The sequence below is a fragment of the Streptomyces sp. NPDC002536 genome (assembly GCF_053594995.1).
This window is the reverse complement of the sequence record NZ_JBSFWU010000128.1, coordinates 1-17,963: the sequence shown is the minus strand read 5'-3', so window position 1 is coordinate 17,963 and position 17,963 is coordinate 1. Positions and strand designations below refer to the sequence as shown.

Below are 17,963 nucleotides of genomic sequence, written 5' to 3'. Positions count from 1 at the left end.
CATGGCCTTCGGCTTGGCTCCGCCTCCCCCGGCCGATCCCGTTCCCCGTCTGGGCAGAGAACGGGCAGCGGCTGAGGCGTCTCCAGGGCGGCGGGAGCGCCGCGGCGGGGGCGGGGTCCGGGGCGGGTCCGGCGAGCCGGTGCAGGACGTCCCGGACGACGACGCAGGCGGACAGGGCGTCGGCGACGAGCTGGTGGAAGACGCAGACGAGGTCGAAGGCGTCCCCGTCGTCGACGAGCACGAAGCGGGCGAGCGGCCCGGCGGCGGTGTCGAAGCGCCGCTGCAGCTCCTCCTCGACGACCCGGGCCCAGGTGTCCCTGCCGTCGGCCCCGACCACCCGCAGCGGCGGGCCCGGCACGCCGTCCGTGGTCAGCAGCGCGTGCCGGCGTCCTCGGCAGGCGATCCGGGCCCCCAGCAGCGGGTGCCGCAGCCGTGCGGCGGCGAGGGCGCCGGACAGGCGGTCGGGGACGGCCCGCCCGTAGACCCGGGCGACGGCGGCGACGTTGGCGGGCAGCACGTCGCCCGCGGCCCATATGACCCGTTCGTACGGGGAGAGGCGTCGGCGCATGGACGCAGACTGCCGTGCGGGCCGCGGCCCTGCCGCGGAGGTGACGGGTTTTCACCCGCGCGGGGACGTCCCGTGCCGCACGGGTACATCCCCGTACGTCCCCGCACATCCTCGGCCGGTCCGTGTGAATCGGCTGGTTCGTGTGAATCGGCCGTTCCTCTCCCGCCGCGGTGCGGGCAGTACCTAGGGTCGGGGCCATGCAGACGATCACTTTGGGCGCGGTGGAGGTCACCCGCGTCGTGGAATGGCACGCTCCGATGGGCCCCGTGGCCGCCGCGTTCCCCGGGCTGACCGCCGACAAGTGGCGGGAGCACGCGTCCTGGCTGGTACCGGACTTCTGGGATCCGGAGCAGGACGCGTTCGCCGTCAACGTGCAGACGTGGGTGCTGCGCAGCGGCGGCACGACGGTCCTCGTCGACACGGGGGTCGGCAACGACAAGGAACGGCCGTACATGCCCGCCTGGACGCACATGAGAACCGGCTACCTGGAGCGGCTGGCCGCCGCGGGGGTGCGGCCCGAGGACGTGGACGTCGTGGTGAACACGCACCTGCATCCGGACCACGTGGGCTGGAACACCCGCCTGGTGGACGGCGATTGGGTACCGACCTTCCCCAATGCCACCTACCTGATTCCCCGGTCCGACTTCGACCACTGGAACCCCGCCGGGAACCGTCCCAAGCGCGGGGCGCTCGGCGACGTCACCGTGGAGCAGATCTGCGGGAGCATGTTCGAGGACAGCATCCTGCCCGTGCACCGGGCGGGGCGCGCCGTGCTGTGGGAGGGCGAGCGCCATCGCATCGACGCCGCACTCACCCTGGAGGCGGCCCCCGGGCACACACCCGGATCCTGCATCGTCCGGCTGGAGTCGGGCACGGACCGGGCGCTGTTCGTCGGTGACGCGATGCACACGCCGCTGCAGTTCGCCGAGCCCGACTGCGACACCTGCCTGAGCGAGGACCAGGCCGGGGCGGTGCGCACCCGGCGGCGGATCCTGGAAGAGGCCGCGGACACCCGGGCGTTGGTCTTCCCCGGGCACTTCCCCGGGCACGGCGGTGCCGAAGTGCGCCGCGAGGGCTCGGCGTTCGCGATATCCCGCTGGGCGCCGTTCGACCGGACCTGACGCGGGAGCACGGTGGTGCGCGCCGGGGCGCGTCCGTCGGCGGCACGCATCGGCCCGGTAGTCACCGCCGGTGACGGTCCGGCTCCCGGCTGAAATCATCGGTGCTGCAGGGCTCGACGAGGAGCACCGGCGCCGGGAGAAAGGGCGTGCCGTGCCACCGGAGATCCGTCTCGACCCACCCCCGCAGCGGTCCGGCGCCGAGGAGTTCCCCGCGGTCGTCGAGCCGCCCCTCACCGACATCCCGGAGCCCGGCCCGCCGCCGGGCCCGGCCGAACCGGTCGCCTGGGAGCGCACCGGCCACCCGTCCGGCGCGGAGCTGCTGGCCCGGGCGACGCCCGTGCTGCTGGCGGACGGGCGCGTCCGGGCCGCGCTGGACGGCCGGCGGTACGTCGTCCTGGGCGCGAGCGCGCTGAGCGACGACAAGGACCGGACGGTGCCCGCGATCCTCGTCCTGGTCCACGACTACACGGGCCGCCGCACGCTGGAGATCACGCTGGCCGACGCGGAGCCCCCGGTCGTCGTCGGCGTGACGGAGAGCCGCGCCCAGCCGGGCCTGTCCCCGGCGGAGGCCGAGCGGGCCGTGGAGCTCGCCCGGACGCACCCGGAGGTGGTCGGCCGCCGCACCGCCGACTCCGTACCGATGGTGCTGCTCACCAGCGACGTCGAGGAGGGGGACGAGCACTACGGGCACCGGCGCGCCTACGTCGGCTTCGGGCCGCCGGGCGAGCGCCTGCCCCGGGTGCGGGTGATCGTCGACCTCGGCGAGGAGCGGGTGCTGGGCGGGGGAGGCGGCGATGAGTGAGTCCGGCCGTATCGCCTGGCCCGCAGGGCAGCCGGTGTGGACGTTCGACTGGCGGCTCGCGGACTCCCCCGACGAGGAGGGGATCGTCGTGCTGCGCGCCGCCTACCGCGGCCACCAGGTCTTCGCCAAGGCGAGCCTGCCCTCGCTGCGGGTGCAGTACGACGGGCCGTGCGGCCCGTACAAGGATCCGCTCAACTACGACAACTCCCATCCCACCCGCAGGTGTCCGCGCACGCGGGTGTGCGCATACGCCTCGGGCAGCGGGGCGCAGAGTGCGCTGAACCTGGAGTCGTACCACACCATCGGTGCGTACCGCCTGACGCACCGGTGGGTCTTCCGGGTCGACGGCGTGGTGCTGCCCCGGCTCTTCAGTGCCGGGCTGCAGTGCCCCTTCGACCACCGCCACCACACCTACTGGCGCTTCGACTTCACGCTCGACGGGGTGCCGCGCGATCTGGGGCTGGAGTACAACACCTACGCGCCCGACGAGGGATGGGGCGCCGGCTGGCACCCGTTCCGCACCGAGACCAGCCGGGTCAAGAACGCGGCCTCCCGGCGCAGCTGGGCCGTGCTGAACAAGGACAGCGGCCGGGGCTACCACCTGCTGCCGGGCCCGAACGACGGTACGGCCGACGCCTTTTCGACCTCCGACCTGTGGCTGCTGCGCTACCACGGCAGCGAGGACCGGCACGGGCGGCAGGGCAGCGCCGCCGCGGACGGGCTCGGCGCGTATCTGAACGGCGAGGACACCGACGGGCAGAACCTGGTCGTCTGGTACTGCGGCCACCTCGTCCACCATGTCAGCGACGCCGGCCGGGACTGGCACGCGGTCGGCCCCGACCTCGTCCCGCTCGGACCCTGGTGACGGCGGGCCCCGCCGGCTCGTCCCTTCGGCCGATGCGGCACTGGCCGGACGGAGGAGGCGGCGGGGCACGGGCCGGTGGTTGAGTGGGCCGGTCGGGTTGCGGACGACGGCGTGCCGCTCTCTCCCCTCCTCCTGCACCACCGGAACGGAGACGGCGATGCTGCACGTCCTCTACCTCGTCGGGATCGCCGCGTTCGCGGCCAGCGGTGTGCTGGCCGCGCACCGGGCGAGGCTGGACCCCTTCGGCGGCCTGGTCCTGGCCTTCGCCGCCTCGATCTCCGGCGGCACCCTGCGGGACCTGATCCTCGGGCGCCAACCCCTGTACTGGACCCACGACTGGGTGCTGCTCGCGGTCATCACCGGTACCGCGCTGGCGACGATGGTCTTCCTGCGCTACCGGGACCTGCCGCACCGCTCGCTGATGACCGTGGACGCCGTGGGGCTGGCCGTCGTCACGGTGATCGGCGCGCGGGCGGCGATCGACGCCGGGGTCACGCCGTTCGCGGTGATCATCCTGGCCGTGATGACCGGAGTGACGGGTGAGGTCATCAGGGATGTCCTGTGCGGGGAGTTCCCGCCGTTGCTGTTGCGGGAGGAGGTGTACGCGACGGCGGCGCTGGCCGGCGCGGGCACCTATCTGCTGCTGGACCGGGCCGGGGCCGGGGCCACGGCCGCGGCGGCGGTCTCGATGGGGCTGGTCTTCGCGGTGCGCATGGGGGCACTCCACTTCGACCTGCATCTGCCGAGGCTGCTGGGGGCACGGCGGGGAGCGTGATGATGCCAACCGGCTGAGAAGGGACCGGACTCCGGCGTACCGTTGACGGCAGGGGCGGTCCGACGGCTGAGAGCGGGTCAGGCGTGAGACTTCGGGGGTGGCTGTGGCGTCGTTGTCGTTCCGGGGCGTGGGTGGCGGTGCTGGCACCGCCGCGCCGGTCCCGTAGATCGAGCAGTCCGAAAGCGCCGAGATGCCGCCGTTGCTGGTGCACCTCGGCGCGCACGCGTTTCCCGGCCGGGTGAGCGGATGAGCGGCGAACGGACCCTGTGCCAGGGCGCGTTCGCCGGTTCGTCGTACAGCCTTCCAGTGGCGTTCATCGCCATGGGCGGCAGCGTCAATATGTGGCCGCAGGTCGCGAAGGCGTACTGGAATCTGCTCCGCACCGCGGACGCCGTCTACATCTACGGCCGTAAACCCGGCACTTGACGCGTGCCCCGCGCGTGTCCCCGGCGGCGGCCGCTCGTTGCGTCCGGCATGGGGAATGGTCGCAGAGGGTGCATGGATCCGGACAGCTTGCGGCGGCGGGCGGGGCCCCCGTCGCCGCTGCTCCGCAAGTGCCCACAGGGCTGCGGGGCTTGTAGCGATCGGCGTGAATACAGCGCAACGTTACGGGTTTTACGCGGTCGCTATTGTTTCATTGCCAAAGCTTTGACTAGCCTCCGGGAACACACCCCAGCACTCCCAGGGTGCGCGCCCTCGCACGACGGCACGCACCCCCGGGCTCCTCAGCTCACCGACATCCCCGCACCGGTCAACAGCTTGGCGGCGGAAACCGACGCGACATGTCGGTGAACTCCAGTCTTCGGAGGGTACCGTGAATCACCCCGCCCGACTACGTACCGCCATAGCCGCGGACGGCACGACTCCGCTCATCGGCGTCTTCGACATGCTCTCGGCCTCGGTCTCCGCCCAGCACTACGACGGCATGTTCATCTCCGGTTTCGGCTTCGCCGCGTCCCACTACGGCCTGCCCGACATCGGCTTCATCGCCTGGCCGGACATCGTCGCCTTCGTCCAGCGGCTGCGGCTGGCCTTCCCCGAACAGCACCTGCTCGTCGACATCGACGACGGCTACGTCGACCCCGAGACCGCCTGCCACACCGTGCAGCACCTCGAGGCCATCGGCGCCTCCGGGGTGATCCTGGAGGACCAGAAGCGCCCCCGCCGCTGCGGGCACGTGGACGGCAAGCAGATCCTGCCGCTGGAGGAGTACCTCGAGAAGCTCCACATGGTGCTCGACGCCCGCCGCGACCTCGTCGTCGTCGCCCGCACCGACGCCACGGAGGAGGCCGAGATCCTGCGCCGCGCCAAGGCGCTCGCGGCCACCGACGCCGACGTCGTCCTGGTCGACGGTGTCCGCAGCGTGGACTGGATCCGCAAGGTCCGCGACGTCATCGGCGACAAGCCGCTGCTGTTCAACCAGATCGCGGGCGGCAAGTCGCCCCGGCTGTCGCTGCCCGAACTCACCGAGCTCGGCGTGGACGTGGCCATCTACAGCACGCCGTGCCTGTTCGCCGCGCAGTCCGCGATGGACGCGGCGATGATCCGGCTCAAGCAGGACGACGGCAGGCTCCCGGAGTTCACCTCCTCCAGCATCGGCGTCGCCGAGTGCCTGGGCCTGCTGGAGAAGAACATCAGCCGGAACCACGGCCGCGAGGCCGCCCTCGCCTGACGGCTGCACGCACCGGCACGCCGCCCTGCCGGGACGCCCCTCGCCCCGGCAGGGCCCGCCCGCGCCCCTACCGGGCGCTGCTCCGCCAGCCGTAGCGGGTGCTGCGCAGCCGGCGCCTGATCCCGTTCACCACCGGGTGCCTGTCGTGCTGTTCGCGGGAGTGCCGGTCCAGCTCCTCCACCAGCCGCTCGGACCGCTTCTCCACGTCCAGCTCGTCCAGGATCCGGTCGATCTCGGCCAGCAGCGCACCGTGCAGTTGCCACTGGCGCGGGTGCTCCCGCATCCGCGCCAGCAGCAGATCGGCGGCCCGGTCACGGCTGCTGCGCCCGGCGGCCAGCTCCCGGGCGAACCGGGACTCCGCCTCCTCGGCGCTGTCCCGCACCTGCGTGGTGATCAGCACCGCGAAGCTCTCGACCGCCCGGGCGAGATGGCCGAACACCTCCTCCAGAGCCACGGCCACGTCCTCCGGGAACAGCGGCTCGCCCGTCCGCTCCTTGGCCAGGTCGGTGAGCGTACGGGCCGACACCCGCAGCACCACGGCGGTGATCTCCAGGGCGTCCAGCCCCGTCCGCAGCACCACGCGGAACAACAGCCCTTCCTTGACCCGGGGGTTGAGCCGCAGGCTGTCCTCGGCCTGCCGGAGCGAGGCGTCCACCTGCACGATGTCGTGGTCCAGCCGGCGGGCCGCGTGCAGCCGGGCCGCGGCCTCCTCGACGGGCATGTGCCCGCTGATCTCCCGCCCGATGTCCAGCAGCAGGTCCCGCATGCGCCGGGCCAGCTCCTCGATGGCGTCGCCCGCCGGCTGCACCCACACCGGCGGTACGAACAGGAAGTCGAACATCAGGCCCACGACCGCGCCGATCAGCGTCTCCAGGACCCGGTCCCACGCCGTCTGTGTCACCTGGGTGACACCCAGCACCAGCATCGCGCTGATGGCCACCTCGGGGACGAACTCGCCCACCCGGACGAACCGTCCGATGACCAGCGAGGCCAGGATGATCAGCCCCAGGCTCCACCAGGTCAGGCCCACCAGCACACTGAAGCCGATGGCGATCAGCACGCCCGCCACCACCGAGTTGACCCGGCGGATGCTCGTCGTGAGCGTCGAGTAGAGCGTCACCTGGACCACGAGCAGCGCCGTGAGCGGTGCGGTCAGCGGCAGCGGCTCCCGGCTCAGCTGCAGCGCCACCACATACGAGATCACCGCGGCCAGCGTGGAGCGCACCGCCTGCACGACCGCGGGCTCCCTGCCGCGCCGCACCAGGGTCGTCAGGGGGTCGGGTAGCTCGGGCACACGGTGCCTCTTCCCGCTGCGCGGTGCACCCCAGTCGTCCCCCGCGCCGTGCCACCCAGCTGGTGGTAGTACGCCCCGTCAGGGGCGCGGGGCTGTTTCTCCCCCAGCTACCGCTGGGAGGTACCCCCAGCGGCTCCGCCGCGTGGGCGCGACCAGCCACCGGCGGCCCGCAGACGACGCACCACCCCAGGGGTCCGGGGCGAAGCCCCGAGAACCTCGGCTGCGGACGCGTCGTGGCTGAGCGCGCAGTTCCCCGCGCCCCTACGGGGCGCTACGGCGCAAGATCCCGGCGGTGCAGCAGGGCGAACGCCGCCGTGACCCCCGCCGCCCCCACCCCGCACAGCACGCCCAGCGAGCCCCACGGGACGGTCGGGTGCGCCAGGATGTCGCCCGGCGTGTAGTAGTGGAACGGGCTGGCATAGCGCAGCGGAGCCGCCTTCGACCAGGCCAGGGCGACGAAGTTCAGCGCGAAGCCCACGGCGCCCAGGGCGATGGCCGCACCGAGGACGTGCGCCCGGCGCCGCGCCCCCGCCGAGACGGCCAGCGCCGGGCCCAGGAGACAGAACGTCAGCCCCCAGCCCAGCAGCCCCGCGATGAACACCCCGCGCAGGGGCACGTCGTGGTGCATGTCCGGCGAGAGGGCCACACCCGCGGCGACCGTGAGCGTGGCCACCGCATTGAGCACCAGGGCGACCAGCACCGGGGCCGCCGTGCGCTCGGCCAGCAGCCTGGCCCGGGAGACGGGCCGTACGACCACGAGCTCGATCGTCCCGGACTCCACGTCGGCGGCCACCGCGGCCGCCGACAGCGAGGCGACGGCCGTCACCTGCAGGGCGATCCAGAACGGGTGGGTCAGCCCCGCGCCGAGCAGCCCCGGGTAACTGCCGATCGACACGCTGCCGGTGGAGCCGGAGAACGCCTTGAACGCGCTCGGCGGGGTCCGCCCGCCGTCGCCGCCGAACGCCTGCCCGTGCGGTACGGCGCCGGCGATCACCACGATGAGCAGCTCGAAGACCGCCATGCCGAGCACCAGCGCCGTCAGCATCCGGCGTCTCCGGTGCAGCGCCAGCCACAGCAGCGGGAAACGGTCCCTCATGCCTCCTCCACGGGAGTCCGGTAGAGGTCCAGGAAGGCCTCGTCCAGGCCCGCCTCCTCGACGGTCAGATCCGCCACCGGCAGCGCCAGCAGCCCGCGCATGGCGTCCACCACCTCGTGCGGCGGGACCAGCAGCTCGGCCCGGTTCCCGGTCCACCGCGGCGACCAGCGCTCCGACCCCGGAAGCGGCCGTTCCCCCTGCCCGTCGGCGAACGCCAGCCGCACCCTGCGGGCCCGCGCCCGGCGCAGCTCCGCCACCGACTGCACCGTGACCAGCCGGCCCTGCCGCACGATCGCCACCCGGCCGCAGGTCCGCTGCACCTCCGGCAGCACATGGCTGGAGAGCAGCACCGTGCGCCCGGCCGCCGCGGCCTCGGCCAGCAGCTCGTAGAACGTCTCCTGCACCAGCGGGTCGAGCCCCTCGGTCGGCTCGTCCAGCACCACCAGTTCCGGATCGTGCTGCAGCGCCTGCACCAGGCCGAGCTTCTGCTTCATCCCGCGCGAGTACTCCCCGACCGTGCGCGCCAGGTCCGCGGCCGTGAGCCCCAGCCGCTCGCACAGCTCCGCCCGCCGTGGGGACGGCGCCCCCTGCAGGCTCGCGAGCAGGCCCAGCGTCCGTGCCCCCGTGAGCTCGGGATAGAAGCGCAGCTCGCCCGGCACGTAGCCGAGCTGCGGCGCCACCTCGCGGTGCCCGTCCACCGGGTCGTGGCCGAGCATTCGCACACTGCCCGACGTCGGCCGCAGCAGCCCCACCAGACAGCGGATGGTGGTGGTCTTGCCGGCCCCGTTGGGCCCCAGGAAGCCGAAGACCTCGCCCGGCGCGACGGTGATGTCGATGCCCTCCACGCCGGTGGTCCGGCCGTAGCGCTTGGTCAGGGAGCGGATCTCGATGGCGGGTCCGGGGTCGCGCACACGGCACCTCCTTTCTCTTCTGCTCACCGTCCTCCCTACCCGCGGTGTCAGTCGGCGATCAGCACACCGACGCCGGTCATGCGGTCGGCCGCCAGATCCGCCAGCGCCTCGTCGGCCCGGCTCATCGGATAGCGCTGCACATGGACGACGGGCCGGTGCCGGGCCGCCTCGGCGAGGTAGGCGGTGCCGTCCGCGCGGGTGTTGGCGGTGACGCTGCGCAGGGTGCGCTCCTGGAAGAGGTGGTCCTGGTAGACCAGCGGCGGGACGTCCGTGAGGTGGATGCCCGCGACCGACAGCGTGCCGCCGCGGTCGAGGGCCGCCAGGGCGACGGGGACGAGGTCGCCGACCGGGGCGAACAGGATCGCCGCGTCGAGCGGTTCGGGCGGGGCGTCGTAGGCGCCGCGCGCCGACGCCGCGCCCAGGTCGAGGGCCAGGCGCTGCGCGGCCGGGGCGCGGGTGAGGACGTGGACGGTGGCGCCCCGGGCGATGGCCAGCTGGGCCGTCAGATGGGCGGAGGCCCCGAATCCGTAGATGCCGAGCCTGCCGCCGGGCGGCAGCTCGGCGCGTTGCAGCGCGCGGTAGCCGATGATGCCCGCGCACAGCAGGGGCGCCAGCTCCTCGTCGGGCGGCCCCTCGGGCAGGTGGTAGGCGAACCGGGAGTCGACGACCGTGTGTTCCGCATAGCCGCCGTGCAGGTCCCAGCCGGTGTACCGCGACTGCGGGCAGAGGTTCTCGCGCCCGGAACGGCAGTACGGGCACGCACCGCAGGTCTCCGCGAGCCAGGCCGCGCCCACCCGGCTGCCCGGGGCGAAGCCCTGCGCCTGCGGCCCGGCGGCCAGCACCCGGCCGACGATCTCGTGACCGGGCGTGCACCGCGGCAGATGCGGCGGCAGGTCCCCCTCGGCGAGGTGCAGATCGGTGCGGCACACCCCGCACGCGTGCACGTCGATCAGCAGCCCTGCCGGCCCGAGCGGCGGCAGGGGGCGCTGCACGTGGCGCAGCGGGTGCTCCGCGGCGGGGGCGGTGCGGTCGACCACCCAGGCCGTGGTCACGAGGTCACCGGACGGCGTCATCGTCGTCGCCTCCGCTCAACTGCTCGGCCCCCTGGACCACTTGGGCTCCAGCTCGGTCCACTCCGCCTCCCACTGCGCGTACCGCCTGCGGTCCAGCAAGGCCGCGACGGCCGCCCGGGCGCCGAGCGAGAGCACGATCAGCGCACTTGCCGTCATGCCGCCCGCCACCCAGCCGGTCAGCACCGCGGACTCCACGGGCATCGGGGGGTCGGTGACGGACCCGCTGCGGTCGACCCAGATGCGCACGGACGCGCCCGTGGGCGTCCCCGTGGCCACCTTGGCGGTGCTCGTGTGCTTGCGGCCCGCCGCGTCCGTCCAGGAGACGGGGGCGTCGTCCAGCCGGACGCCGGTCACCGAGAGGGACTGCGGGGTCCCCTGGGGGTGCGCCGTCAGCCGGCCGGTGACCTGGTGCCGGTCCGCCGCCTGCGCCCGGACGGTGTGCAGCTGGGCGTCGTACACCGCCCTGCCCACCGCGGGCGCCGCCGTGGGGAGGGCGAGCAGGAGGAGCGCGGTCAGGCAGGCGTTGAGCCGGGCCTGCAGCCGGTCGGAGGGGCGCCACAGGGTGTCCTCGCCCCCGCCCGGGCCGTGGCCGGCGGGACCGGACCCGGGTGCGCTGTGCCTGCCTCGCAGGTTCATGGTGGTGCCTCCCTGAGCCCGGCGCAGCCGTCTTCCCTCCATGGTCGGGGCAGACGCGCGCGACGTCACGGGGAACGTCGTCCCCTCTTGTCCGCTGCGGGCCGACACTGGAAGCAGGACGGCGGCCGTGCGCCGCGCAGGGGCCGCCGCGGACCGGACGGAGGCGGACGCATGGAACCGGCACCCATCACCGTGGGACTCGACGGCTCGCCCGAGAGCCTGGCCGCCGCGCACTGGGCGGCCGGCGAGGCCGAGCGGCGCGGGGCGGCCCTGCGCCTGCTGCACGCCTGGATCCTGCTGGTGGCGCAGCCGCGCGACGTCGCCCGCGAGAACGACCAGGACTACTGGGCGAAGCGCCTCGTGCGCGCCGCGCACACCGAGGTCCAGGAGCGCTGCCCCGATCTGCACATCGTCGACGAGCTGGTGGCGGAGGAGCCCGCGACGGCGCTGCTGAAGGCCGCGGCGGAGTCGACGATGACCGTCCTCGGCTCCCGCGGGCTGGACCGCGTCTCGAGCTTCTTCCTGGGCGACGTGGGCCTGCACGTCGCGGGCCGGGCCGAGCGCCCGGTGGTGCTGGTGCGCGCCGGGGCGCGGGACGAAGGGCCGTCGCCCGCGCACGGGGGCGGCGTGGTCGTGGGGGCCGGTCTGCACGGCCCGGGCGGCGACGAGGTGCTCGCCTTCGCGTTCGGCGCGGCCGCCGGGCGCGGGGTGCCGCTGACGGCCCTGCACGGGCTGTCCCTGCCGGTGCAGGCCTACGCGCCGTGGGGCGTCGACCCCGACGTGGCCGAGGAGCTGAGCCGCGACGCCCGGCAGCAGCTGTCGGCCGCGCTGCGCCTCTGGCGCGCGACCTACCCCGACCTGCCGGTGACCGGTACCGTCCGGCTGGAGAGCCCGGCCCGCGCGGTCGTGCGGGCGGCGGAGGGCGCCGACCTGGTGGTGGTCGGCCGGCGCAGGCACCGCACCGCGCTGACGCCCCGCCTGGGAGCGGTGGTCCAGGCGTGCGTGCACCACGCGTCCTGCCCCGTCGCCGTGGTCCCGCACGACTGACCGGTCAGAGGTCGTTGCCCGCATAGGACAGGTTGAAGCTCTTGTTGGTCAGGGGGAAGTCGGGGACGATCGTGTCCGCGAGCGCCACCGGCAGGGCGGGCCAGTTGAAGAACGACGGGTCCACCGGCTTCACCCGGGTCAGCGTGCCGTCGGCGGCGACCTCGGCGCGGGTGGCGATGGTGCCGCGCCAGCCCTCGACGATCCCCACGCCGGACCCCGCGGGCCGGGCGCCGGGGTAGGGGTCGTGGACGGACAGGCCGGGATGCAGTCCCGCGGCCAGGTGCACGATCACGTCGACGGAGGCGTCGATCTCCTCGGCCCGCACCAGGAACCGGGCCAGCACATCGCCCGCGGAGTGCACGGGGACGGCGGGCGGTGCGGCCTCCTCGTGGAAGGGGTGGTCGGTGCGGGCGTCGGCGGGCAGGCCGCTGGCCCGGGCCACGCAGCCCAGGCAGCCGAGGTCGCGGGCGGCCTGCGCGGGGAGCCGGGCCGTGCCGGTGAAGCGGTCGCGTACCCCGCCGTGGCCCAGCGCCAGGTCGGCGATCTCCCGGATGTCGTTGCGGATCGCCCGCATCCGCGCGGGCTCCGGCACGGCCCGCAGCCGGGCGCCGCCCGGCAGCACGGCGCCGCGCAGCAGCCGGTGCCCGGTGACCTGCTGGTTGAGGCGCAGCAGGGTCTCGCGGACGCGCTGGGCCTGGGAGTTGAGCACGGAGTGGCCGACGTCGTTGCACAGCGCCCCGAGGTCGGCGACGTGGTTGTGCAGGCGTTCGAGCTCCAGCAGCAGCGCGCGGGCCCGCTGCGCGGCGCGCGGCGCCCGGATGCCGGCGGCCTCCTCGACGGCGAGGCAGTAGGCGAGGGCGTGCCCCACGGCGGTGTCGCCGCTGATGCGCTCGGCCAGCGCCAGGCCGCCCGCGAGGTCACGGCCCTGGAAGAGCTTCTCGATGCCCTTGTGCACGAACCACAGCCGGGCCTTGAGCTTGAGGATCGTCTCGCCGACGACGGAGAAGCGGAAGTGGCCCGGCTCGATGAGCCCGGCGTGCACGGGGCCCACCGGGATCTCGTAGACGCCGTCGCCCTCGACCTCCAGGAACGGGTATGGCCCTTCGGGCTCGCCGAACTCCGGCGGCGGGCCGGCGTCCGGGCACATCGGGTACCAGCCCTTGGGCCAGTGGAAGTGCCGTACCAGGCGCCGGGGCAGCGGGTGGTCCAGGGGGACGACCCCGTGCAGGTCCCGCATCTCGCGCTCGAAACGGCCGGCGGGGAAGGACAGCGGTGCCAGGGAAGGCACTTCGGGACGTTCCGGGTCCAGGCGGACGTGCAGTTCGGTGCGCACGTCCGGCGGTCCCGCAACGAACAGGTAGACCACGCGCACGGCCCGGCCGCCCGGTGCCGCCTCGTCGTCGTGGTGGGCGGCGACCAGGGCGAGCCGGTGACCCTCGCGCAGCAGGGCGCCCGCCCGGTGGGCGAGTTCGCCGGGGCCGATGTCGGTGATCTCGCGGGGCGCGGAGAGGGATCGCACGGGTCAGGGCCTTCCCGGGAGCGCGGCGGCGGACAGCAGATCGGTCAGCGGTCCCGCGGCCACCCCGAGGGCGGCGCAGGCGGCCAGCCCCAGGACGAGCGGCAGCCCGGCGGCCGGACCGAGCCGCACCGGGACGGCCGGGGTGCCGGGGGCGAGCCGGGCGGGCCCCAGCAGCATCGCGGCCGTCCGGGCCGCGAGCGCGGCGAAGGCCGTCAGCACCAGGAGCAGCACGACGGCCGCGGCCCAGCCGAAGCGGGCGGCGAACGCGGCCCGGGCGAGGCCGAGTTCGGAGGCGAACAGGCCGGACGGCGGCAGGGCCAGCAGCGCCAGCACGGACAGCCCGAACGCGGTCCCGAGCCCGGGGGCCCGGGCCAGCAGCCCGCGCACCCGCCCGATCCGGGTGGTGCCGCGCAGCTGCAGCACGTGCCCCGAGGCGCAGAAGGCCACGGTCTTGGCCAGCCCGTGCCCGGCGATGTGCAGCAGTGCGGCGGACATCGCGAGCGGGGTGCCGACGGCGGCGCCCAGTGCGATCAGGCTCATGTGCTCCATGCTCGAATACGCCAGCATCCGCTTGTAGTCGCGCTGGGCGAGCAGCAGCGCGACCGCAAGTGCCAGGGTCAGCAGGGCCGTTGCGGCCAGCAGCGTCCGGGTGTACCCGGGACCGAGCACCAGGTCGGCGACGGCCTTGCAGCGCAGGACGGCCGTGAACGACACCGACAGCAGGACCCCGGACATCAGCGCGGACACCGGGGCCGGCGCCTGGCTGTGCGCGTCCGGCAGCCAGGCGTGCAGCGGCACCAGGCCCGCCTTGGCGCCGAACCCCAGGACCACCAGGGCGGTGGCGAGCCGGGTGACCGACGGGTCCAGCCGGTCCGCGTGCGCGACGAGGGCCGGCCAGTCCAGCGCCTGCGCCTCGGGGACCTGCGCGGCCCGCGCCGCGTAGTAGAGCAGCACGATGCCGAGGAACGCCAGGGCGATGCCGGCCGAGCAGATCACCACGTACTTCCACGCGGCCTCGACGGAGGCGCGGGTGCGGCGGTGGCCGACGAGGAACGCCGTGACGATCGTGGTGGCCTCGATGGCCACCCACAGCACCCCGAGGTTGGCGGCCAGGACCGCCGCGCACATCGCGCCCAGGAAGGCGTGCACAAGGACCTGGTAGCGGCGGGCCGTTGCGGCGTCCGCACGCCCTGCCGCGCGCTCGCCCGCCAGGTAGGCGGGGCCGGCGGCACCGGCCAGGGCCGCGACTGCGCCGACGACGAGCAGTATCCACACCGACAGCGCGTCGGCGCGCAGCACGCCCCGGAAGGCGGTCGGCGCAGGCCCGCCGGAGAGCACCGCCCGGGCCAGGACGACCCCCGCCGCGAGCACGGCACAGGGGGAGAGCAGGCCCGTCCACGCGGACAGCGCGCGGCGGCGGAAGGCGGCATGCCCGCCCGCGGCGGCCAGGGGGACGGCCACGGGCACGGCGAGCCAGACCTGAGAGGTGAGGGGGGTCATCAGTCGTGCAGCTCCCGCAGGTCGTCGATGTCCGTGGTGCCGAAGGCGGTCCGCATCCGGGTGGTGAGGATCTGCAGGACGAGCACGGCGAGCACCACGTCGAAGGACACCCCCAGTTCGACGATCAGGGGGACGCCCGACGCGGCCAGGAAGGCGGTGGCGGTGATGCCGTTGTCCAGCAGCAGGAAGCCCACCACCTGGGCCAGGGCCCGGCGGCGGGTGGAGAGCACGAAGAAGCCGATCAGCATCACCGCCAGCCCGACCGGCAGCGCCCGGGTGGCGGGCGCGGGCCCGAGCAGCACCAGCGGCCGGGCCACGGCGTAGGCCAGCAGCGTCAGCAGCGCCGCGGTCAGCAGTGAGGCGGCCACGTTGACCAGCGGCCGGGTCTCCCAGGCCTCGCTGACGTTCTCCACGTAGCGGTGCCCGGCCCCCGTCACGGGCGCGGGGACGAGGGAGGCCAGGGCGCGGCGCATCAGATACGGCAGGACGCCGGTGCGCAGCACGCCGATCCCGGCGGCGACGGCGATGAGTTCGCCGCGTGCCTCGTGCAGCCCGAGCAGGAAGGGCAGCGCCGCCAGGGCGACGCCCTGCAGGGCGAACGTCCGGACGATCGCGGTGAGTTTGCGCTGCCACAGCACCACCACGGCCGCCAGCAGGAACGCCCCGCAGGCGAGGTCGAGGAGCTGCGTGTACGTGCCTTCGCTCACGGCGGCCTCACTCTCCGCTCAGGAAGTACGAGGCGGTCACGGCGAGCAGCGCCAGCAGGAAGGAGCCGGCGAGGAGTTCGGGGACCCGGAAGAGCCGCAGCTTCGCCCAGAACACCTCGCCCGCCGCCAGCGCCGCGCCGAGCAGGGCGGTCTTCGCGACGAACACGGCCAAGGCCACGGCCAGCGCCGCCCACGACGGCCCGGTGGCGATGCCCCAGGGGGCGAAGACCGATGTCAGCAGCCCCAGCAGCACCGTCAGCCGCATCTGGGCGCCGAGTTCGACCAGGGCCAGGTCGGGTCCGGCGTACTCGAGCACCATCGCCTCGTGCACCATGGTCAGTTCGAGGTGGGTGGCCGGATTGTCCACCGGCAGCCGCCCGGTCTCGGCGAGCACCGCCACCGCGAGCGCCGCCGTGGCCAGCAGCCCGGCGGGCGAGGCGAGCCGGGCCGGCTGCTCGACGGCGCCCGCCACGATGGCCGGCAGATTGGTCGACCGGGCCGGTATCGACAGCGCGAACACCGCGAGCAGGATGGTCGGTTCGACCAGGGCGGCGATCGTCATCTCCCGGGAGGCGCCCATCCCGCCGAACGCCGTGCCCGAGTCCAGCCCCGCCAGCGCGAGGGCCACGGTGCCCAGGGCGAGCAGGGCCACCACCAGGATCACGTCCGCGTTGCGGCCGACCGGGGTGTCCGTCGAGAGGAACGGCACCAACGCGGCCGTGACAGCGGTGGTGGCCACCAACAGCGCCGGAGCGGCACGGAAGGCGGGCCCCGTGCCCACCGGTGTGACGGGCTCCTTGCGCAGCAGCTTGCGCAGATCGCGCCACGGCTGCGCGATCCCCGCGCCCGCCCGCCCCTCCAGGCGCGCCCGTACCTGCCGCATCAAGCCCGCCAGCAGCGGCGCACCGGCCGTCACGACCGCCACCTGCGCGGCCACCGCCGCGACACCGGGACCGCTCATGCCGCTCACCAGCCCACCGCCAGGGCGAGGAGCACCGTCACCAGCCCGCAGAAGCCGTAGCCGACGTACAGGTGCGCGCTGCCGTTCGCCAACCTCCGTGCAGCCGCGCCGACATGGGACAGCCCGGCCAGCACGGGACCGTACAGCCGGTGCTCCAGCCGGTCGGGGACCCGCTGCCGGTAGCGCACCCGCTCGACCAGATAGGCCGATTCGCGGACCGGCGTGACGTCCACGTCCTGCTCGGGCGCCACCACGTCGTCGAACACCCGCTGCAGGGGCTCCGCGAACGAGGTCGCGGTGTAGGCCATGCGCGGCGTCGGGGCCCCGCCCCCGCAGTCCCACAGCCGGGCGCGGGTGCGCCGGGGCCGGCGGCGGACGAGCCGGGGCAGCCCGACGGCCGTCGCCGTGGCGGCCGTCAGCGCGGCGACCACCCACAGGGGCGACAACCGCGCGGCCACTCCGTCCAGTTGTGCCTGGATGCCCGTACCCGACAGCGAGGCCCCGTGCGGGAAGCCGGCCACTGCCACGGCCCGGTCCAGCGCCGGGCCGAGCAGCCCCGGCACCAGCGCCAGGACGGCGCAGCACATGGCCAGCAGGCCCATGCCGGCCAGCACGGCGGGCGGGCTCTCCTCCGCCGCGGCCGCCCGGTCGCTGCGGGGCCGGGCGAAGAACCCCACCCCCAGGGCCTTGACGAACACGGCGGCCGCCAGCCCGGCCGACAGGGCGATCACCGCGAACGCCAGCGGGAGCACGATCGACGTGACCTCGCCCGGCACCGCCAGACCGTGGATCAGCGACTGGAGCAACAGCCATTCGCTCACGAAGCCGTTGCCCGGCGGCAGGGCCACCGCACCCAGCGCGCCCACGGCGAACAGCCCGGCCGTCAGCGGCATCCGGGCCCGCAGCCCGCCCATCCGGTCCAGGTCCCGCAGCCCGCTCGCCCGCAGCACCGAGCCCGCCGCGCAGAACAACAGGGCCTTGAAGGCAGAGTGGTTGACCATGTGCAGCAGTGCGGCGGCCAGTGCGAGGGCCGCCAGCTCCTCGTGATGCGCATCGGCGAACAGCCCGGCCGCGCCCACGCCGATGAGCATCAGCCCCGTGTTCTCGCTCGTCGAATACGCGAGCAGGCGTTTGAGGTCCGAGGCCATCGCCGCCTGCAGCATCCCGTACACCGCCGACAGCCCGCCCGCGCCGATCAGCGCGAGCCACCACCAGCGGGGTCCGCCGCCCAGCAGGTCGAAGCCGACCCGGACGATGCCGTAGACCCCCAGGTGCACCATGGCCGCACTCATCAACGCCGAGACGTGGCTGGGCGCTTCGGGGTCGACGCCCTGAAGCGACAACTCGCCTGTCTGTCCAGCGCCCTCGACGTGGTCCGCATCTGGCAGACACCCTCTGCCGAGGGGCTGTTCCACC

The 17,963-nt window shown here is 74.4% G+C and carries 17 protein-coding genes and 1 pseudogene; 7 read left to right on the top strand and 11 right to left on the bottom strand.

What is annotated here, in order from left to right:
- Window positions 1-568: hypothetical protein (locus ACWD4B_RS31415; RefSeq protein WP_451423943.1), on the bottom strand; the 568-nt coding region annotated here is incomplete at its 3' end.
- 197 nt (window positions 569-765) lie between these two features.
- Between ACWD4B_RS31415 and ACWD4B_RS31410 the strand changes: the two genes are divergently transcribed.
- The 6 genes and pseudogenes from ACWD4B_RS31410 (at window position 766) to ACWD4B_RS31385 (ending at window position 5,803) form a co-directional block, all read left to right on the top strand.
- Window positions 766-1,689 (top strand): MBL fold metallo-hydrolase, encoded by a 924-nt coding sequence (locus tag ACWD4B_RS31410; protein WP_451423942.1) that lies wholly within the window; start codon window positions 766-768, stop codon window positions 1,687-1,689.
- A 70-nt stretch (window positions 1,690-1,759) separates the two neighbouring features.
- A complete protein-coding gene (locus tag ACWD4B_RS31405; protein ID WP_451423941.1) occupies window positions 1,760-2,491 on the top strand; it encodes a hypothetical protein in 732 nt (243 codons plus the stop codon).
- A complete protein-coding gene (locus ACWD4B_RS31400; RefSeq protein ID WP_451423940.1) occupies window positions 2,484-3,356 on the top strand; it encodes a hypothetical protein in 873 nt (290 codons plus the stop codon). The genes ACWD4B_RS31405 and ACWD4B_RS31400 overlap by 8 nt, the downstream gene beginning before the upstream one ends.
- 157 nt (window positions 3,357-3,513) lie before the next feature.
- Window positions 3,514-4,131, top strand: coding sequence for a trimeric intracellular cation channel family protein (locus ACWD4B_RS31395; protein ID WP_451423939.1), 618 nt, complete (start codon window positions 3,514-3,516; stop codon window positions 4,129-4,131).
- A 324-nt stretch (window positions 4,132-4,455) separates the two neighbouring features.
- Window positions 4,456-4,557 (top strand): annotated as a pseudogene (locus ACWD4B_RS31390) (murein L,D-transpeptidase); the annotation flags it as partial.
- Window positions 4,558-4,945: 388 nt separating this feature from the next.
- Complete coding sequence (locus ACWD4B_RS31385) at window positions 4,946-5,803, top strand: isocitrate lyase/PEP mutase family protein (RefSeq protein ID WP_451423938.1); 858 nt, start codon at window positions 4,946-4,948, stop codon at window positions 5,801-5,803.
- Between the two features lie 67 nt (window positions 5,804-5,870).
- On the opposite strand, the gene ACWD4B_RS31380 is transcribed toward ACWD4B_RS31385, so the two are convergent.
- From ACWD4B_RS31380 to ACWD4B_RS31360, 5 genes are all read right to left on the bottom strand, one after another.
- Window positions 5,871-7,097, bottom strand: a complete 1,227-nt coding sequence (locus tag ACWD4B_RS31380) for an FUSC family protein (protein ID WP_451423937.1) — start codon at window positions 7,095-7,097, stop codon at window positions 5,871-5,873.
- 271 nt (window positions 7,098-7,368) lie between these two features.
- Window positions 7,369-8,193, bottom strand: a complete 825-nt coding sequence (locus ACWD4B_RS31375; RefSeq protein ID WP_451423936.1) for an ABC transporter permease subunit — start codon at window positions 8,191-8,193, stop codon at window positions 7,369-7,371.
- Complete coding sequence (locus ACWD4B_RS31370) at window positions 8,190-9,104, bottom strand: ABC transporter ATP-binding protein (RefSeq protein WP_451423935.1); 915 nt, start codon at window positions 9,102-9,104, stop codon at window positions 8,190-8,192. The genes ACWD4B_RS31375 and ACWD4B_RS31370 overlap by 4 nt, the downstream gene beginning before the upstream one ends.
- A 47-nt stretch (window positions 9,105-9,151) precedes the next feature.
- Window positions 9,152-10,177, bottom strand: a complete 1,026-nt coding sequence (locus ACWD4B_RS31365; RefSeq protein WP_451423934.1) for a zinc-binding alcohol dehydrogenase family protein — start codon at window positions 10,175-10,177, stop codon at window positions 9,152-9,154.
- Between the two features lie 15 nt (window positions 10,178-10,192).
- Window positions 10,193-10,813: an Rv1733c family protein gene (locus ACWD4B_RS31360; RefSeq protein WP_451423933.1), complete on the bottom strand. Its 621-nt coding sequence runs from the start codon at window positions 10,811-10,813 to the stop codon at window positions 10,193-10,195.
- 171 nt (window positions 10,814-10,984) lie between these two features.
- Here ACWD4B_RS31360 and ACWD4B_RS31355 point away from each other — a divergent pair, with 171 nt between their 5' ends.
- On the top strand, window positions 10,985-11,860 hold the full coding sequence (locus ACWD4B_RS31355) for a universal stress protein (protein WP_451423932.1): 876 nt from the start codon (window positions 10,985-10,987) through the stop codon (window positions 11,858-11,860).
- A 4-nt stretch (window positions 11,861-11,864) separates the two neighbouring features.
- Here the strand turns inward: ACWD4B_RS31355 and ACWD4B_RS31350 are convergent, their stop codons facing one another.
- From ACWD4B_RS31350 to ACWD4B_RS31330, 5 genes are read right to left on the bottom strand one after another with little or no spacing between them, the layout of a single operon-like run.
- The gene (locus tag ACWD4B_RS31350) at window positions 11,865-13,379 is read right to left on the bottom strand and encodes a hydrogenase large subunit (RefSeq protein ID WP_451423931.1); all 1,515 of its coding nucleotides are present in this window, start codon (window positions 13,377-13,379) and stop codon (window positions 11,865-11,867) included.
- 3 nt (window positions 13,380-13,382) lie between these two features.
- Window positions 13,383-14,879, bottom strand: coding sequence for a proton-conducting transporter transmembrane domain-containing protein (locus tag ACWD4B_RS31345; RefSeq protein ID WP_451423930.1), 1,497 nt, complete (start codon window positions 14,877-14,879; stop codon window positions 13,383-13,385).
- Window positions 14,879-15,586, bottom strand: a complete 708-nt coding sequence (locus ACWD4B_RS31340) for a hypothetical protein (protein WP_451423929.1) — start codon at window positions 15,584-15,586, stop codon at window positions 14,879-14,881. The genes ACWD4B_RS31345 and ACWD4B_RS31340 overlap by 1 nt, the downstream gene beginning before the upstream one ends.
- Window positions 15,587-15,593: 7 nt before the next feature.
- Window positions 15,594-16,547 (bottom strand): respiratory chain complex I subunit 1 family protein, encoded by a 954-nt coding sequence (locus ACWD4B_RS31335; RefSeq protein WP_414170255.1) that lies wholly within the window; start codon window positions 16,545-16,547, stop codon window positions 15,594-15,596.
- 5 nt (window positions 16,548-16,552) lie between these two features.
- A complete protein-coding gene (locus tag ACWD4B_RS31330) occupies window positions 16,553-17,962 on the bottom strand; it encodes a proton-conducting transporter transmembrane domain-containing protein (RefSeq protein WP_451423928.1) in 1,410 nt (469 codons plus the stop codon).
- Window position 17,963 lies beyond the last annotated feature (1 nt).